Origin of the sequence: Streptococcus sp. 27098_8_74 (genome assembly GCF_041431705.1) — a bacterium.
In the GTDB taxonomy this organism is placed as follows: domain Bacteria; phylum Bacillota; class Bacilli; order Lactobacillales; family Streptococcaceae; genus Streptococcus; species Streptococcus salivarius_E.
In genome coordinates this window covers 1-15,209 of the sequence record NZ_JAPVYF010000009.1, presented here as the reverse complement: position 1 = coordinate 15,209, position 15,209 = coordinate 1, and the positions used below count along the sequence as shown (strand labels likewise).

General features: G+C 37.0%; 14 protein-coding genes. 4 read left to right on the top strand and 10 right to left on the bottom strand.

What is annotated here, in order from left to right:
• Positions 1-162: 162 nt before the first annotated feature.
• The 3 genes from O3670_RS04750 to O3670_RS04740 are packed head-to-tail and all read right to left on the bottom strand — an operon-like array spanning position 163 to position 2,726.
• Positions 163-1,500 carry a GHKL domain-containing protein gene (locus O3670_RS04750; RefSeq protein WP_060775841.1) on the bottom strand — a complete coding sequence of 446 codons (1,338 nt, stop codon included), beginning with the start codon at positions 1,498-1,500 and terminating at the stop codon, positions 163-165.
• On the bottom strand, positions 1,497-2,234 hold the full coding sequence (locus O3670_RS04745) for a response regulator transcription factor (RefSeq protein ID WP_002889752.1): 738 nt from the start codon (positions 2,232-2,234) through the stop codon (positions 1,497-1,499). Before O3670_RS04745 ends, O3670_RS04750 begins: the two co-directional genes overlap by 4 nt.
• 18 nt (positions 2,235-2,252) lie before the next feature.
• On the bottom strand, positions 2,253-2,726 hold the full coding sequence (locus tag O3670_RS04740; protein ID WP_371595848.1) for a LytTR family DNA-binding domain-containing protein: 474 nt from the start codon (positions 2,724-2,726) through the stop codon (positions 2,253-2,255).
• A 53-nt stretch (positions 2,727-2,779) separates the two neighbouring features.
• Between O3670_RS04740 and O3670_RS04735 the strand changes: the two genes are divergently transcribed.
• The gene (locus O3670_RS04735; RefSeq protein WP_371595847.1) at positions 2,780-3,178 is read left to right on the top strand and encodes a hypothetical protein; all 399 of its coding nucleotides are present in this window, start codon (positions 2,780-2,782) and stop codon (positions 3,176-3,178) included.
• 307 nt (positions 3,179-3,485) lie between these two features.
• Here the strand turns inward: O3670_RS04735 and O3670_RS04730 are convergent, their stop codons facing one another.
• Positions 3,486-6,053, bottom strand: a complete 2,568-nt coding sequence (locus O3670_RS04730; RefSeq protein WP_371595846.1) for an SEC10/PgrA surface exclusion domain-containing protein — start codon at positions 6,051-6,053, stop codon at positions 3,486-3,488.
• A 340-nt stretch (positions 6,054-6,393) separates the two neighbouring features.
• Between O3670_RS04730 and O3670_RS04725 the strand changes: the two genes are divergently transcribed.
• Complete coding sequence (locus O3670_RS04725; protein WP_052124411.1) at positions 6,394-6,942, top strand: VanZ family protein; 549 nt, start codon at positions 6,394-6,396, stop codon at positions 6,940-6,942.
• A gap of 214 nt (positions 6,943-7,156) precedes the next feature.
• Here the strand turns inward: O3670_RS04725 and rpsO are convergent, their stop codons facing one another.
• Together rpsO and O3670_RS04715 are read right to left on the bottom strand one after the other, a co-directional pair.
• Positions 7,157-7,426: a 30S ribosomal protein S15 gene (gene rpsO, locus O3670_RS04720; protein ID WP_002883618.1), complete on the bottom strand. Its 270-nt coding sequence runs from the start codon at positions 7,424-7,426 to the stop codon at positions 7,157-7,159.
• 149 nt (positions 7,427-7,575) lie between these two features.
• The gene (locus O3670_RS04715; RefSeq protein WP_038675176.1) at positions 7,576-8,733 is read right to left on the bottom strand and encodes an MFS transporter; all 1,158 of its coding nucleotides are present in this window, start codon (positions 8,731-8,733) and stop codon (positions 7,576-7,578) included.
• 107 nt (positions 8,734-8,840) lie between these two features.
• On the opposite strand from O3670_RS04715, the gene O3670_RS04710 reads away from it, so the two are divergent.
• Positions 8,841-9,479, top strand: a complete 639-nt coding sequence (locus O3670_RS04710; RefSeq protein ID WP_038675173.1) for a Crp/Fnr family transcriptional regulator — start codon at positions 8,841-8,843, stop codon at positions 9,477-9,479.
• Positions 9,480-9,572: 93 nt separating this feature from the next.
• The gene (gene def, locus O3670_RS04705) at positions 9,573-10,187 is read left to right on the top strand and encodes a peptide deformylase (RefSeq protein WP_002883663.1); all 615 of its coding nucleotides are present in this window, start codon (positions 9,573-9,575) and stop codon (positions 10,185-10,187) included.
• A gap of 198 nt (positions 10,188-10,385) precedes the next feature.
• On the opposite strand, the gene O3670_RS04700 is transcribed toward def, so the two are convergent.
• From O3670_RS04700 to O3670_RS04685, 4 genes are read right to left on the bottom strand one after another with little or no spacing between them, the layout of a single operon-like run.
• The gene (locus O3670_RS04700; protein WP_037600127.1) at positions 10,386-10,964 is read right to left on the bottom strand and encodes a hypothetical protein; all 579 of its coding nucleotides are present in this window, start codon (positions 10,962-10,964) and stop codon (positions 10,386-10,388) included.
• Between the two features lie 29 nt (positions 10,965-10,993).
• Complete coding sequence (locus tag O3670_RS04695; RefSeq protein ID WP_037600126.1) at positions 10,994-12,148, bottom strand: DUF6287 domain-containing protein; 1,155 nt, start codon at positions 12,146-12,148, stop codon at positions 10,994-10,996.
• A 52-nt stretch (positions 12,149-12,200) separates the two neighbouring features.
• Positions 12,201-12,521, bottom strand: a complete 321-nt coding sequence (locus O3670_RS04690) for a hypothetical protein (protein WP_037600124.1) — start codon at positions 12,519-12,521, stop codon at positions 12,201-12,203.
• 42 nt (positions 12,522-12,563) lie between these two features.
• Positions 12,564-15,161 (bottom strand): SEC10/PgrA surface exclusion domain-containing protein, encoded by a 2,598-nt coding sequence (locus tag O3670_RS04685; protein WP_037600118.1) that lies wholly within the window; start codon positions 15,159-15,161, stop codon positions 12,564-12,566.
• Between the last annotated feature and the right edge of the window lie 48 nt (positions 15,162-15,209).

Below are 15,209 nucleotides of genomic sequence, written 5' to 3'. Positions count from 1 at the left end.
CAGCACATTATTAGTAATAAACGGGCAAAAAATTACAGATAATTCTTTTTAGTAGCAACACTAATATTTATAATTGCACTATTTCAGTATTAATATATCTTTGTTCAATCTTGAAAGATTTCCTAAATACAAAAAAGTAGACATGAATTATATGTCTACTTTTTAATCTTCAAAAACCAATTCTTGTCGAAATTTATACTCATTACTATAAGTTTTTAAATATACTCTACTGTAAGTCGATAGAATCTCATATACATTAGCTAGCCCTATCCCTCTACCATTACCTTTAGTTGAGTAGCCATAATTAAAAATGGCCTTTGTATTAATTCTCTCCTGCTTTGTTGAATTTTCAATAATCATTATTTTACGATTTTCTTCTTGAAAATATACAAATGAAAGCTCTGGTGAAGCTGATTCCAATGAGGACTCTATAGCATTATCCAAAAAGATGGCTAATAATTTCAACAAATCTATTGAATCTATACTAGCCGGAGCTTTAATAACCTTTTCTATCTCTATAGAAAGTCTAATCCCCTTACTTTGTGCCTCAAACATTTTTGCTGAAACAATAGATTTCATTGCTAAATCCTCTAGATTTACCAAGTTAGCAATATCATAATGCGTATTATAAAAAGTTTTATCTGAATCCAAAAGCACTGAATCATATATGCTTTCAATCCCATCTATGTCTCTATTTTTTATGGATTCATTTAAACTAACTAATATGTTTGTATAATCATGACGAAAACTCTTGATTTCTTTATACAATGACTCTATATGCTCACTATAAATACTCATCGATGAAATCTGTGAGTCCTTAATTTTTTCTAGCTCCCTATTTATATTTTCTTTAACAAGATACTGAATGTATAATAAAAAACCCAAGAATATTGGAAAGTAACTATAAATAATTACCCTATTAATATATATATCTTCTATATTAAAAGAGATCCAGCCCGCATACTCTAATGTAGGTATACTTCGTAAAATATAGCTAGATATATAATATAAAATCATTGTTATAGTAAATAAGTAAACAACTCTTGTTAACTTATCATTTTTAATTTCTCTTGACAGTGTATTTAAATCTATTCTTACTAATTTTAAAAACAAAACATATAGAGGAAAGGATAAAAGTGTAGGAATCCAATCTAGCCAAACGTTATTTTCCAAAGTAGTCTCTGGTATTTTAAATACAAATTGAAAATAAAGAGAAGACAAACTACTAACTATCTCATAGATAGCTAAAGTGAAAAAGCAATAGAATAAGGATTGAACCCAAGACCAATGTTTTTTTGTTTTTATGAATAAAACAATTAAAGGTAGGAAAAAGAATTCACCCCAGAATACAATATCATAAAAAAAGTATTCCACAAGAGTAAATAAAATAGGAATAATAAATAAGTGTCTAACTTTAAATTTGTAATCACTAACTTGTTGAAAGATGACTAATCTAATAACCCACCCAATAAAAAATACTCCCTCATACTCAAATTTCATCTCAAAGTAATCCTCTCAACTAAACCTTTTAATTTCATACGAGATACAAAACAAGATTCATCATTTTCAAAGAAAACAGTATGATTTGATTTGTCAATACGAATAATATTCTCTGGATTCACTACATAAGATCTATGACTTTGGTAGAGCCTTTTGTCTGCCTTCGCAATATCTGAAACTTTACCATAAAATTCCATATGGCCTTTCTTCGTCGTTAAAATTACCTTATGAATCGTAGGTGAGGTCTCAAAATAAAGAATATCTGAAAAAGGAACTTGTATTTGAGAATGTTCTGATTTAAAACAAAATGAATCTTCACCTATTGTTTTATTAACACTACCAGTAGCATGTATCAAAACAGACGAAATAGCTTCCTGATAATCTTGATCACTTAACCCTTTGTCGATAAAGTCCAAAGCAGATACACGGTAACTGTAGGTGACTGGCATAAATTCTGAGTGAGTCGTCACAAAGACAATCGACGCACTAGGATCTTTTTCACGGATTTCACGCGCAATTTCCATTCCTCTCTTTTTATCTCCTTTAATTTCAATATCAAGAAAGAAAAATTGATGATTTCCTGTCTCTTTAATTGCATCTAACAACTGTTGAGGCTTACCAAAGACTTCTAAATACCTATACCTCATTTTATTATCAGACATACATTTCTTAATCGCTGTCTCAATACGAGTTTGCTGAAAAAAATCATCTTCTAGAACAAAAATATTTAACATACATATCCTCTTAAACTATTAATTCTTCCAATCCTTTAAAACTTCAGTAAGTTTTCGTCGCGAACAGACAATGGAATTAACTTTACTATTATCAAACATAATTCGTCTAGTTCCTAAATCAATAGCTTTTATACGCTTAAGATTAACTAAATATTTTCTATGACAGCGCCTAAAAACTAACCCCATATCTATTTCAAAGTCTTTTATTTTTCCATAAGCCTCAAAAATTCCATTATCAGTTATAAACTGCAAAAGTCTTGGACAATCTGACATTGTACCGATATATAGAATCTCTCCAATTGGGATTTTAACCGACATGCTATCTTTTTTAGCAACAATATAATCCATCATTTCCCCCTTACTATAACATAATTTAATCATAACAAAGAGTTCTCTTAAAAAACTAAAATTACATCCAACGGTACTTTTTTTGTCATAAACGGTAAAATTATCTCTACCATTACAAAATAAACACCATTCACGACAAGTCAAACCTCTTATTTACTCATCATGATAAAATTGATAATAAAAAGAAAGGTAAAATTATGAGTGATAAAATCTATATAATTCAACCATTTAGATATCAACAACCACTGACCAAAATCCTTAAACAATTGCTTAAGAAAAAATACCCTAATACCAGATTAAAAATTAAACATAGACAAGGTGATATTCAAAAACAAAAACTAGGTACCCCCACTAATGTCTATTTTATCATATACGATCCTCAACTAGAACCTTGGGATGGATTACATATCTCCAAAAAAATCAGACAAATAGAACCAAAATCTATTCTGATATTAGTATCAACCACTATGGACCACACCAAATTTTTCAGAAGCCATATCGGATTTTTAGGAGTCATTAATTTTCACAAATTCTCTAAATCTGAAATAGAAGATTATCTAGAATATTGCTTTAAATTAATATCAAAAGTCGCTTAAGAATATTTCATATAAAAGATAAACTAAACTCCATTATCAAATTGAATATGATTCTGCTCTATACTTTTAAAATAATTATTGTTTGTTGATAATATATTAATCAGCAAATGAGTCTTTCCTATGTGAAAAAAATGCCTGAAAACTATTTAGTTTTCAGGCATTCGGAAGTTTTGAGACATTAGACTCAAAACTTAGTCATGGAACTTCGCAGAAGGTCGCTGACGTCCGTCATCACATAAGGAAAGGCTCAGTAGAAGATTGCATTTTCATAATAAAAAAACGGCAGATGCCGTTTTTTTGTCTATGATTAGTTACGACGTGTACGTCTGTCAACAAAACCAAGGAAAGCCAATAGTGTCATAAAGAGACCTACAAGACTGAATCCTACTGCAGTTGACTCACCTGTTTCTGGCAAGCTGTCTGTTTCTTGTACAGGAGCTTGTTTCTCTGCTTTTGCTTGACCATAATTTACAGGAATTTGAGCCGCCGTTTGAGCTGCTTTTTCTTGTGTTGTGAAAGCAAAAACTTTACCATCTACATCGTAAACAGGTACTGGTGTAAGACCTTTAGAGATGATGTTAGCATACTCTTTAGCCAATTGTGTTTGAAGCTCTTTGTCTGCCTTAGCTTTCATATAGTTATCGAAAGCTGTTTGAACAGTCGTGTATTCGCTCGTTAATTTATCACGTTTAGCAGACAATTCAACCAGTTTCGCACGTTCAGTTGAAAGAGCACCTTTCGCCGCAGTAAATTTAGCAAAGGCCGTTGCACGTTCTGCCTTAGCCTTAGCTAGGTTAGCTGAAGCATTTGTAAGAGCTGCTACACGGTTCTTAGCAGAAGCCAAAGCTTGGTTAGCTTGTGTCAATGCTACTTGTTTCTTAGCAGTATCTTGCTTAGCAGCGTTGTATGCATTTGTCAAACGTTGCAAGGTCGCAGAACTTGTCGCAAGTTTATCTTTAGCTGTTTGAAGCTCTGCTTGTTTTTCATCAAGAGTTGCTTGAGCTTTGCTAAGGGCTGCTGCTTTTTCTTGTGCATTAGCATTAAGATTTTCAACTGCAGCATTCGCTTTTTCCAATTCTGATTTAGCAGTCGCAAGGGCTGCTTGTTTTTCAGAAAGGTTATTCTGAGCAGCTGCCAACTTGCTTGCAGTCGCTTTAAGTGCTGCAAGTTCTGATTGAGTATTCTTAAGTTTAAGAGTTGCTGACTCAGAAGCAGATTTCTTGCTAGCCAAATCACTTTGAGCTTGATCGTTAGCTTGTTTAGCAGCTTCATAAGCTGCTTTTGCAGCTGCTAGATTTGCATTTGAAGATGGTTGAGATTGGTTACCTACATATGGGTTAGCAATCTTAGTTGTGTCAAAGCTACTATCAGAAGCGATAGAATTTTTATTGACATTGTTTACGTGAACGTTAAAGGCACCGGCAACAACACTGATGTCTGTACCAATGTAAGCCTCACCACCATCTGCTGTAAGTCCAGAGATAGAACGAGCATGGTTCCACTCATTACCATTAAACATGAAGTCGAGCATAGCTTCATAGACATATTTCTTAATGTCGTTAAGTGTAAATGGTCCTGTCAAACCTTGCCATGTATTAAGGTTTTCACCAATACTTACACTATTAAATGACTTACCAGCACGGTCAAGGGCGGCACTATCATGTCTTTTATGGGTAATAGCTTCCCAACCCCAGTTATCTGCTACATAACCATCTGAAACACGATCAGCTGCAAGAACACTACCTTTTGAAACAGATGTTTGAGTTGTACCAAAGGCTGTACGAATTTGGTTAATCAAACTTGAAGCATACAATGACAAATCTGTAATTTGAGCTTCACTAAGATTATTCAAATCACTAATTTTAACATTTTTATCCGCTTCATTATCTTGATAACTATTGTTACCACGATCACGTTTATTAACGTTCTTCAAGACTTGTTCAGCTTGAGCTTTTTCTGCTGCTGTCGCTGTTTTAGACTCATGAATCTTAAGAGCATTGACATACTCTTGTGACACTGAGAATTTTTGACGAACATTAGCTGTTGAACTTGTTGAAGATTCTGCTTTTTTCTTAGCTGCTTCAGCGGCTGCAAGAGCAGCTGCCTTTTCATTAGCTACTGTTTGAGCAGTCTCATAAGCTGCTTTAGCTTGGTTTGCTGCATTTTGATCTGCAGTCAATTGCCCTTCTTTAGCTGAAATAGCAGTAGCTTTTTCTTTATCAGCTGCCTGAGCGGCTGCCAATTCTTCTTGAGCTTTTTTCTCAGCTGCTGTTGCAGCATCAAAAGCTGATTGTGCTTTAGCTTGGTTTGAAGCTGCCTCAGAAGCACTAGAACCATTAAGAGCTGCTTTAGCGGCATCTACTGATTTTTGAGCATTAGCCACTTCAGTAGCTTTAGCATTGACATTAGCTTGATCTGTATTAACGACAGCTTGCTGTTTGTCTGCTGCATCTTTAGCAGTTTTTTCTGCTGATTGAGCTGTTTCGACTGCTGACTTAGCTTCCTTAGCTGCATTTTCAGCAGTAGTTACTTGACCTTGAGCGGCAGCAATAGTTTCTGGACTTGCTTCATCGGCTGCTGTTTGTGCCTTTTGCAAGTTAGCATCTGCTGTCGCTAGGTTTGCTTGAGCCTGGTTTGCAGCTGCTTCATGATTAGCAACAACTGACTCTTGTTGCGATACTGCTTGATTTGCAGCGCTGGCTTCTTCTCTAGCCGCTTCGAGTTGGGCTTGAGTTGGGACAGCTTGTGTAGCTGTCGATGATACTGATGCTGTTGTTGAGGCTTGATCGTTTGTCGTTACCTCATCAGCTTTAGCAACTGTAGCAGAAACTGCAAGTGCTGCAATTCCGGCTGTCGCCAAAACCTTTTTATTCATAAGACGAACTCCTTTTTATGTTAAAAATTCACTACTATATAATAACATTTTAATAATCCTGAAACAAGATGCTGACTCCTAATTTTTAAAATTTAATTATTTTATAAGCTTTCATAGCCTGTTTACAAAAATCATTAAATTGTTAGTCAAAAGTAGAGTTGCTGTTTCAAAGTCCTTTTTTAGTCTTTGATTCTGCCTTATCCTTTTATTCTATCAAAACTTCGTTACAGTTTCTTAACTTTCTTTAAACGTTTTTTTGATATAATGTGTACTCATCATATGCAAATGGAGGAGCAAAGTGGCAAAAACATTAAAAACATTGAGTAACATCTTACTAGGAATGCTCTCACTGGCCTTGTCTTATTGGTTTTATAGGGGGCATCTCGAACAGTACGTTCATTACATCGCCCATTATGGCTCCTACTTTCAAGTCTTACTCAACCTAGTCATTATTGTCCTACTGAGTTACTTTGTCTACGCTTTTTTGAAACTCCTTCTTACTAGAAAGCTGAAAAAACAGACACTACTCCTACTCTACTTCATTTACTTTCTTGCTCTCTTCTACCTACTTTTCTTGAAAAACATTGGTACCCAAGGTCTCTCACTTAACCCCCTCTCCTTCGCTCGGGAATTATACTGGGGCAGCCACTTCGTTCCCATCATGAACCTGTTAATGTTCATCCCTCTGGGACTCCTCTTTTCTTCACGATTGAGTAATCTCCTACTCTGTCTCCTTACCCTTTTCTCCGTCGAATCCATTCAGTACTTCGGACATTTAGGAGTCTTTGATTTGGGAGATATCACCTTAAATATGTTAGGTATCCTTATCGGAACTGCTATCCATCAACTCCCTCAATTTCAAACAGTTATCAAAAAGATTTTAAAATAGAAAAACTTCCAGAATTAATTTTGGAGTTTTTTTGTTCGATAGATTAATCATCGTCAGAAAATTTTTAGAGGAATACAAAAAAACAGCCCTCTATATCTAGAGAGCTGTTTTTCACTCGGGTAAAATCCGAGTGAAAAAGAAAAACTGCCCCATCATAGAGCAGTTCCATTTTCGTGTATTCAATTGAACAAGGCCTAGGCACTTGTATCTTGAATTAACGACGAAGTCCGAGTGAGCTAATCAACTCACGGTAACGGTTAACGTCTGTGCGGCGAAGGTATGCCAACAAGTTACGACGGTGACCGATTTTTTTCATCAAACCACGGTAAGTAGCGTGGTCTTTTTTGTGTTGTTTAATGTGTTCGTTAAGGTGGTTGATTTCCCAAGTAAGGACAGCAACTTGAACCTCTACTGAACCAGTGTCACCTTCGTGACGTGCGTATTGAGCAATGATTTCATTTTTTTTCTCTTTTGAGATTGCCATGTTTTTTCTCCTTTTTTTGCTCCATCCGAGTCTTAGGATTGGCTCTCCTAAAACCAAGAAAGAGTTGGTTTGTCTTTACGACCTCTCTATTTTAGCTCATCTACTAATCTTTGTCAATCGCAAGATTTCACTGATTAAGTTTTTGAAGCTTAGACTTTTTTAACCATTTTTGCATTCAGAAAAAATCCAAGGAAAAGTAGGAAACTTACGATAGCATAGGCTAGAAAAATCCAACTAAAACTTGGAGATATGAGTGCCAATAATTTCAAAACATAAGGGGAAATAGCTGACCCTAGGTTACACCCTAAGAGGACATAGGCTGTCGCCTTGTTCAACAGATTTCTATCAATAGACTCAGAAAGTCGATTAAAGATAATTGTCAAAACAATACTATAGAAGAAACCAACACCAACTGAAGATAAAATCAAAATCGGTAAGTTACCAGCCACTGACATCCCAAAGAGACAAACCGCTAACAAGAACATCACTATAGTCAAAAGACGATTTTTAAAATGTCCTATAAGCGAGGCGAAGCTCAGTCCAGCTACAATTCCAATTCCCTGCTCTAAACTCAGTACTAAGGCTGATTGACCACTCTCAATAGTCTTACCGGCAACTTGAAACAGAGGCACGCGCAAACTAATCGAAGAATTGATACAGATGACAAAACCTGCTAAAAGAGCCATGCCAAGAATCATACCAAGGTCTTTTTTGTTCAGAACTTGTTTTCTTTTTGTAATCTGCTTCTTCTCCACTTGCTCCATCGTTGGCACAAAAAGGAGATACATAATCAAAATCACAAAACCAAAACCATAGATAAGGAAGGCAAAGGTCCAATGAATTTTCAGTAATTGTCCAACTAAAAGAGAACAAGAAGCTCCACCAATCAACTCCATGGAGCCACGAATACCTAACATCTGAACTCGCTCTTTACCTTGATAACGTTGACTGATGATGGCAATCGCCTTAGCATTGATAAGACCAATCCCCATTCCAAAAGCAATACGTGACAATAAGACAAGAGGATAGGCTTGTACAAAAAAAGGAAAAATCCCAGCACTACTAAGTAAGAGCAATCCAGTCACAATTAGCTGTCTATCACTTAGCCATTTGTCAATAAATGAATTAAGCAAGAGCATCGCTACTACGGAAAATGAAGGGACAGATACTAGAAGCTCCACTTGCGCGGCAGAAAAGGTTGGGCTATAGTAGTCCAACATAGGTGGTAACGCTGTTGAAATCGAAAAGGCCGAAATCAAGAGCAAGGATAGCCCAAGCAGGCTCATTTTTTCTAAAATTCGTGTCATAATATAGGGATAAGAACATCCTTTCCTTACTTGTCTAATAGTTATTTTTTCATTATAATCTAAGGAGACTTTAAAAAATAGGACCTAGGTCCTAAAAAAGGAGATGTATGCGTAATCATACCATAAGACCTCAACTTGACCAGGTCTTTCCACCCCCCTACCTCAACCAATTACAGAAAGTCACCTTTCAAAAGAACGATTATATTTGTACCCAAGGGCAAGCTATCACTGAGCTGACCTACATTTTATCAGGAAAGGTAAAAATTGTTCGTTCTCTCTTCAATGGTAAAGAACATATCCTAGAAACGCTCAATCAGCCTCAGATATTGGGAGATGTAGAACTCATGACCAACCAACCAGCAGGATCATCAGTCATTGCTTTAGAAGAGGTTCAAGCAGTTCAGCTCCCATTAAATAATAAAGAAGAACTCCTCAAAGACCCTGTTTTTCTCTACCAAATTGGACGTAACCTGGCTAGGGCACTGCATAAGCAAGGTATCACTGCTTCAACGAATGCGAGCTACTCTGTCAAAGAGCGTCTGGCCACCCATATTTTGAATAGTGAAGAAGAGAATATCTTTCAATTATCGCCATCCATTTTAGCTTCCCGTTTTGGGACTAGCTATCGTCATGTACAGCGAGTCATCAAACAATTTATCGACCAGGGAATTATCGAAAAAGAGGCCTTTAAAACCTATCGTATTTTAGAGAAAAAAACCTTGGAAAAACTGGCTTTTATCGATTAGAAAAAGCCTCACTTTAACCCTTGATGGTTTAATTTTCAACCCTTTTGTGCTATAGTTATAAACAAGTAAATCAAAGAAAATAGAGGTAAACAAATGGACGCTCAAACCAAAATTATCCGCGCCAGCCATATGATTGATATGAATGATATCATTCGCGAAGGAAATCCAACCTTGCGTGCTGTCGCTGAAGATGTAACCTTCCCACTATCAGACGAAGACATTATCCTAGGCGAAAAAATGATGCAGTTTCTTCGTAACTCACAAGATCCTGTTATTGCCGAAAAAATGGGGCTTCGTGGGGGAGTCGGTCTTGCAGCCCCTCAATTAGATATTTCAAAACGCATTATCGCTGTTCTCGTTCCAAACCCTGAAGACGCTGAAGGTAATCCACCAAAAGAAGCATATAGCCTTCAAGAAATCATGTACAACCCTAAAGTAGTTGCCCATTCTGTTCAAGATGCTGCTTTGGGCGATGGCGAAGGATGCCTCTCAGTTGACCGCGACGTTCCTGGTTACGTGGTTCGTCATGCTCGTGTAACTGTTGAATACTTCAACAAAGAAGGCGAAAAGCAACGTGTTAAACTCCGTGGTTACAACTCAATCGTTGTTCAACATGAAATCGACCATACTAACGGTATCATGTTCTACGACCGCATCAATAAAGACAATCCATTCGCCATCAAAGATGGACTCTTAATTATCGAATAAAGAAAACCTCAGTAGAAATACTGGGGTTTTAGTTTGAAGATAAGGCCTAGTGACATTTTATAGCTAAGTTAAAGTAGAAAAGAACCGACGTTCGTCGATTCTTTTTTCATTATCTGAACCTGTCCTCAGACAAGCATATTGTATAGTGTTTCGTTACCGTGAAGGTTGATATAACTTGGGTCAAAGGCCGAAAGACGATCAACGAGGAGCATTCCTCCGATTAGCATCAATTGCATCCTGATAATATCGTGCATTTGCTTGATTTCCCGCACGTTCTTCACAACGTTTCTGATGTAGTAAACCTCTCTCAATACGGTCACGTTCATCCAATGCCTTGTTTCTGTCATCTTGACAGCGAATATTATTCTGAACAGAAGTATCCATACCACCCGATATCGTGTTACTTTCACTTGGCTCATTTATTGTTTCTGAGAATAAATAACAAATAGCTATAGCTGCCAGAACTAGGAGGGCAATAATTATTGTTGCACTAATACCAAACCACGAAAGAATAAAAACTACCCAACCATACTTTTCAATGAACTGACCAAGACGAGGAATCAGACCAAGGATGCCAGAAAACCACCAAACAGCAAGTACATAGACACTAGTATGAAAGGTTCCGCCTAGGAAATTTGCTAACCAATCAGGAAAAGATAAATGTGTGATCAAAAAATCACTAAATGGTTGAAAAACATTGTAAAGAAGACCATAAGTATATTTCAAAGCTATAATAGTCACTACACCAACTAACAGCCACTTACCAAATTGCTTCATATTTTAACCTCTAACATACATTAACAAAATTAGTTTACTTTATAATAAAAATAACTATCATCAGTTGTTCCAATTAGCGACTGACCGGTCCATATACGGTCCTTATTTTTGTCTGATTGGTCATCTACGTTGTCATTCGATGAGGTAACAGCACTCGTTAAGAATACACCTGTAGGAAGAAATGCCATAGCTGCGCCACCAGGTCCTACGCCTGATTTTGGACCAGTACTTGCAGTGAGGTAGCCATCTGTAAATTTCGCATATTCAGTCGCTACCTTCTCTTTATCACTAACTAAACCGTTATTATCAAAGGTCAAGGTGTCACCTCTACCATTTTTCCAAGTCCCAGCAATACTAGAGAAATCACCTTTTTGAATAGCATTAATATCCATGCCAGACTGTTTAGCATCAAATTTAGTTGAACTACTTTCTTTACTGCTAGAGTTATTCTTAGCTTCATTTGTACTAGTCTGACTGTCATTGGAATCACTAAAATCTTTCCATGACTCCTGACCTAGTTCAAATAAACTAGCACCACTAAGACCAACTAGACTTGTGCCATCTTTTGTATCTGCCATACTAAAGTCAACAGACTGTGTCTGATTGAAAGCTCCATTCTTAATTTCATAAGTTTCTGCCTTAGCTTCAGGTCTCATTCTTTGGAATTGTTGACAGTAGATAGTACCATCACTGTAAATCTTCATATCAGTCAAATAACCACCCTTGGCAGAAGTCCCAGCACTAATAGCAAACACAGGCTGATCCGTATTATTAAGATAATAAATAACGTGTACTTTTTCAGGAGACCCAATTAGAAGTTCATCCTTACCATCCTTATTAATATCAGCGAAACTATATTGAATAGTTTCACCTGCATTGACCGCATCAAAAATAATATTAGTTGCATAAGCTTCATCAGTGGCGAGACCACTAGGAACAGAAGATACACTTTTATTCACAATAATCGGACGATAAATGTCTAGAACAGATGCATAGAGTTTTTCGTTATCTTCTTTTTTACTAGAACTACTTGAGGTTGAAGGAGCCTCATTTTGTGATTCTTTAACTTGAGAAGTTGTTGAAGTCGAATTTTTAATTTTCGTCTGTGATGTCGGTAGCTTCTGGCAGGCGACAAGTGGCAACAGACTAGACAACAATACAAGACTTAATAGTTTCTTTTTCATAATACCCTTTCAAAAGGAACTACCTAGCACAATCTAGATAGTTCCACTTTTATTATTTTTCTTTAGTTAATTCAGCTTTCAAACCTTTAGCAGTCAAAGTTAATTTATCACCGTCCAAGGTATAGTCATAGGTGATTCCTTTATCTGATTTCATAGTCTTATTCTTCTTATCAATGGTAAGTTCTTCATCTTGAGAAGAACTCATTCCTAAAAAGTTTGCCTCTGAGGTCATGGTTGCTTTCTTACCATCAGACTTAAGTGTCACTTCAACTCCCATAGTTTTTCCCTTATAAGTTCCCTTAGGACCTGAACTACAGGCTACCAAAACAAGACTCATAGCTAAAAGAGAAACACCTAATAACATCTTTTTCATATTACATTACCCCTATTCAATAAATATGATGGAAAGTCAACTTTATCCACGACGTTTACGAGTTGTCACACCCGCAAGTCCAAGCATGCCTAGTCCTGCTAAAAGATAAACTGCTGTATCAGCTTCACCAGTTTGTGGGAGTGGCGCTTGATAGTCAGTCGTTCCACGACGGTTTACGACTGCTTGCGTCGCCTCTGCTGTTGCTACTTGTGCTGCAGAAAATGATGTCGTATGAACTTCATTTGTTGAAGACATAAATGTTTGAACTCCAACATATTTACTTGAGTTCACACGATTAGACTGGGTACCATTCACACCCTGTCTTACTTGTTTAGCTTTAACATCACGCTCAGCTTGTCGGCGTAGCGCTTCTTCTTCTTTTGCCTTTCGTTGAGCCTCTTCATAAGCAATACGAGCATCATAGGCAGCTTTTAAGTTAGTATACTTGGTGCCACTCAATGCCGTTTGAGCTTTCGCATTTGTTAATGCTACAATTGCTTTGTCATAGGCAACTTGAGCAGCATCTTGTGCTGACACTACTTTGGCGTAAGCTTGTCGAGCAGTTTCAAGATTAGCTTTAGCTTTCACAAGTTGCTCATAAGTAGCTTTTGCATCTATTATTGCTTGCTCAGCATCTTTCACAGCTTGTTCAAGTTCAGCTAGTTTTGCTTTTGCTACTGTTGTTGCTGTTTCACGTTGTGCTAATTCTTGATTAGCTACATCTAATTTGTTTTGCGCAGCTGTCAAAGCATTTACAGCTTCATCGCGTGATGCTTTTGCCATATCCAAAGCGGCTACTTTATCAGCATGTGATGCTGTCACGGTTGCCAATGTGTTTTCAGCTGCTTCAAGTGCTGTTTGTGCATTTGCCAATTCAGCTTTTGCTGTTACCAATTTAGCTTCAGCATCAGCTGTTTGACGTGGTGTTGCTACCAATGCATCATATGCAGCTTTCGCTTGTTCAAAACGTGTTTGTGCGGCTTGTGCTTGTGCTGTTGCTGTTACCAATGCAGCTTGTGCCGCACGGTTTGCAACTTCTGCAGCTTGCTTATCTGGGATTTTCAAATCAGGTACATTCTTGCTAGCATCTAGCAATGGTCCACCTGTTCTCTTATCCGTCAACGGTGTGCATAGAACATGGGTTTCAATCATAGGAACGGTACCAAAACCTTCGTCAGTGTGTGATACCGTGAATGAAATACCTACTGATGGTTGTGTTACTAATGAGATGGCATGGCCATAATGACCATTTGAACTACCTTCATAAATAAATTGGTTTACATTTTCAGCAACTAATTTATACAATTCTGATTTTGTTAACTCAACTTTATCACCAATCTTGTAAGTACTGTTACCGTCAGAATCCAAATCATATGCTGAATCTGGAATATTTCCAGCTAAGTTTTCATAAGCATTAGTTGTGTTTTTACGGTTATACCAGTATCCCATTTCTTTTGCTGCTTCATTGATAGCTTTGTTATCATGTTCACTAAATGGATCATGATTCTTATCATATTTTTCAGCTACTAATGTCGCAAACTTAATAGTGTCAGTATTTACAACAAGTTTTGGTTGTCCAAGTTGTTGGCGAACATCGTTCACCAAATATGCGAAATATTGGCTCAATTCTGTTTGTAATTCAAGTGGGATATTAGTTATATCGTATTTTGGACCAGTTGTATCGTCTTTAATTGTTGACATATAATCAACATTCAATTTACGAGATGCTGCTTCTGTCGCAATAGTCTTATCTAATGCCTCATCCGACAATGACCCAAATGCATATTGCTTAAAGTTTTGTTTGAATTCATCAGACATTACAACATGTGTTGGATGATTAAATTCAGCATCTTTAAGGGCTTGTGCTGTCTCGTCAGCTTTCACTTTTGCTGTAGCAACTTCGCTTTTCGCAACTTGTGCGGCTTGGTCTGCTTTTTCAACATGGATTTCAGCTTCTTTTGTATCAGCGTCAAGTTTTGCATCATTTTGTTTAGCTGTTTCAACGGTCTGTCCAGCTTGTGATACTTTATCGGTCTTCTCAGCTACTGTAGCTTGTGCATTGACGACACCTTGTTTAGCTGTTTCAACTTCTTTTGCACTTGTATCAACCGCTGTTTGTTTCTCAGACTGAATCTGTGTCGCTTCTACAACTGCTTTCTGAGCTTGATTCACATTACCTTGCACTTCATTAACAGCTTCTTGTGCTTGCGACTGACTAGCTTCTTTTGTAGTTACATCCGTTTTTGCCGTTACAACAGCTTCTTTAGCAGCCTGTACTTTAGCTTCAGCTGTTGGGATAGCCTCTTTAGCAGCCTGAATATTAACATCTGTCGCTTGTGCTGCAGCTGTCTCTGCTTGTGCAACAGCATCTTGTGCCGTTGTAGTATTTGCTTTAACAGTGTCTAAAGCCTGCTTTTTACTGTCAACCACAGACTGAGCTTGTGCTTGAGCTTCTTGATTCGTATCATAACTTGCTTTTGCAGATGCAACTTGCTCTGCAGTAACTGGTTGAGACTGTGCCTGACTGACAGTTGTCGTAGTAGTGTCAACACTATCAGCATGTGCTTCTTGACTAAGAATACCTGTCGCAAGGACAGCTGTCGCCAAAGAAACTGATGAAATGATTTTCTTAGAATTCATCATAGACTCCTTTTTTTCATATTAATACCCCATTAATTAAAATACCCC

Excerpts from the sequence above, each read along its gene's own strand:
- O3670_RS04695 (WP_037600126.1), bottom strand. The coding sequence starts at position 12,148 with ATGAAAAAGAAACTATTAAGTCTTGTATTGTTGTCTAGTCTGTTGCCA.
- O3670_RS04710 (WP_038675173.1), top strand. The coding sequence starts at position 8,841 with ATGCGTAATCATACCATAAGACCTCAACTTGACCAGGTCTTTCCACCC.
- O3670_RS04730 (WP_371595846.1), bottom strand. The coding sequence starts at position 6,053 with ATGAATAAAAAGGTTTTGGCGACAGCCGGAATTGCAGCACTTGCAGTT.
- O3670_RS04725 (WP_052124411.1), top strand. The coding sequence starts at position 6,394 with ATGCTCTCACTGGCCTTGTCTTATTGGTTTTATAGGGGGCATCTCGAA.
- O3670_RS04690 (WP_037600124.1), bottom strand. The coding sequence starts at position 12,521 with ATGAAAAAGATGTTATTAGGTGTTTCTCTTTTAGCTATGAGTCTTGTT.
- O3670_RS04700 (WP_037600127.1), bottom strand. The coding sequence starts at position 10,964 with ATGAAGCAATTTGGTAAGTGGCTGTTAGTTGGTGTAGTGACTATTATA.
- O3670_RS04745 (WP_002889752.1), bottom strand. The coding sequence starts at position 2,234 with ATGTTAAATATTTTTGTTCTAGAAGATGATTTTTTTCAGCAAACTCGT.
- O3670_RS04685 (WP_037600118.1), bottom strand. The coding sequence starts at position 15,161 with ATGAATTCTAAGAAAATCATTTCATCAGTTTCTTTGGCGACAGCTGTC.
- O3670_RS04735 (WP_371595847.1), top strand. The coding sequence starts at position 2,780 with ATGAGTGATAAAATCTATATAATTCAACCATTTAGATATCAACAACCA.
- def (WP_002883663.1), top strand. The coding sequence starts at position 9,573 with ATGGACGCTCAAACCAAAATTATCCGCGCCAGCCATATGATTGATATG.
- rpsO (WP_002883618.1), bottom strand. The coding sequence starts at position 7,426 with ATGGCAATCTCAAAAGAGAAAAAAAATGAAATCATTGCTCAATACGCA.
- O3670_RS04750 (WP_060775841.1), bottom strand. The coding sequence starts at position 1,500 with ATGAAATTTGAGTATGAGGGAGTATTTTTTATTGGGTGGGTTATTAGA.
- O3670_RS04715 (WP_038675176.1), bottom strand. The coding sequence starts at position 8,733 with ATGACACGAATTTTAGAAAAAATGAGCCTGCTTGGGCTATCCTTGCTC.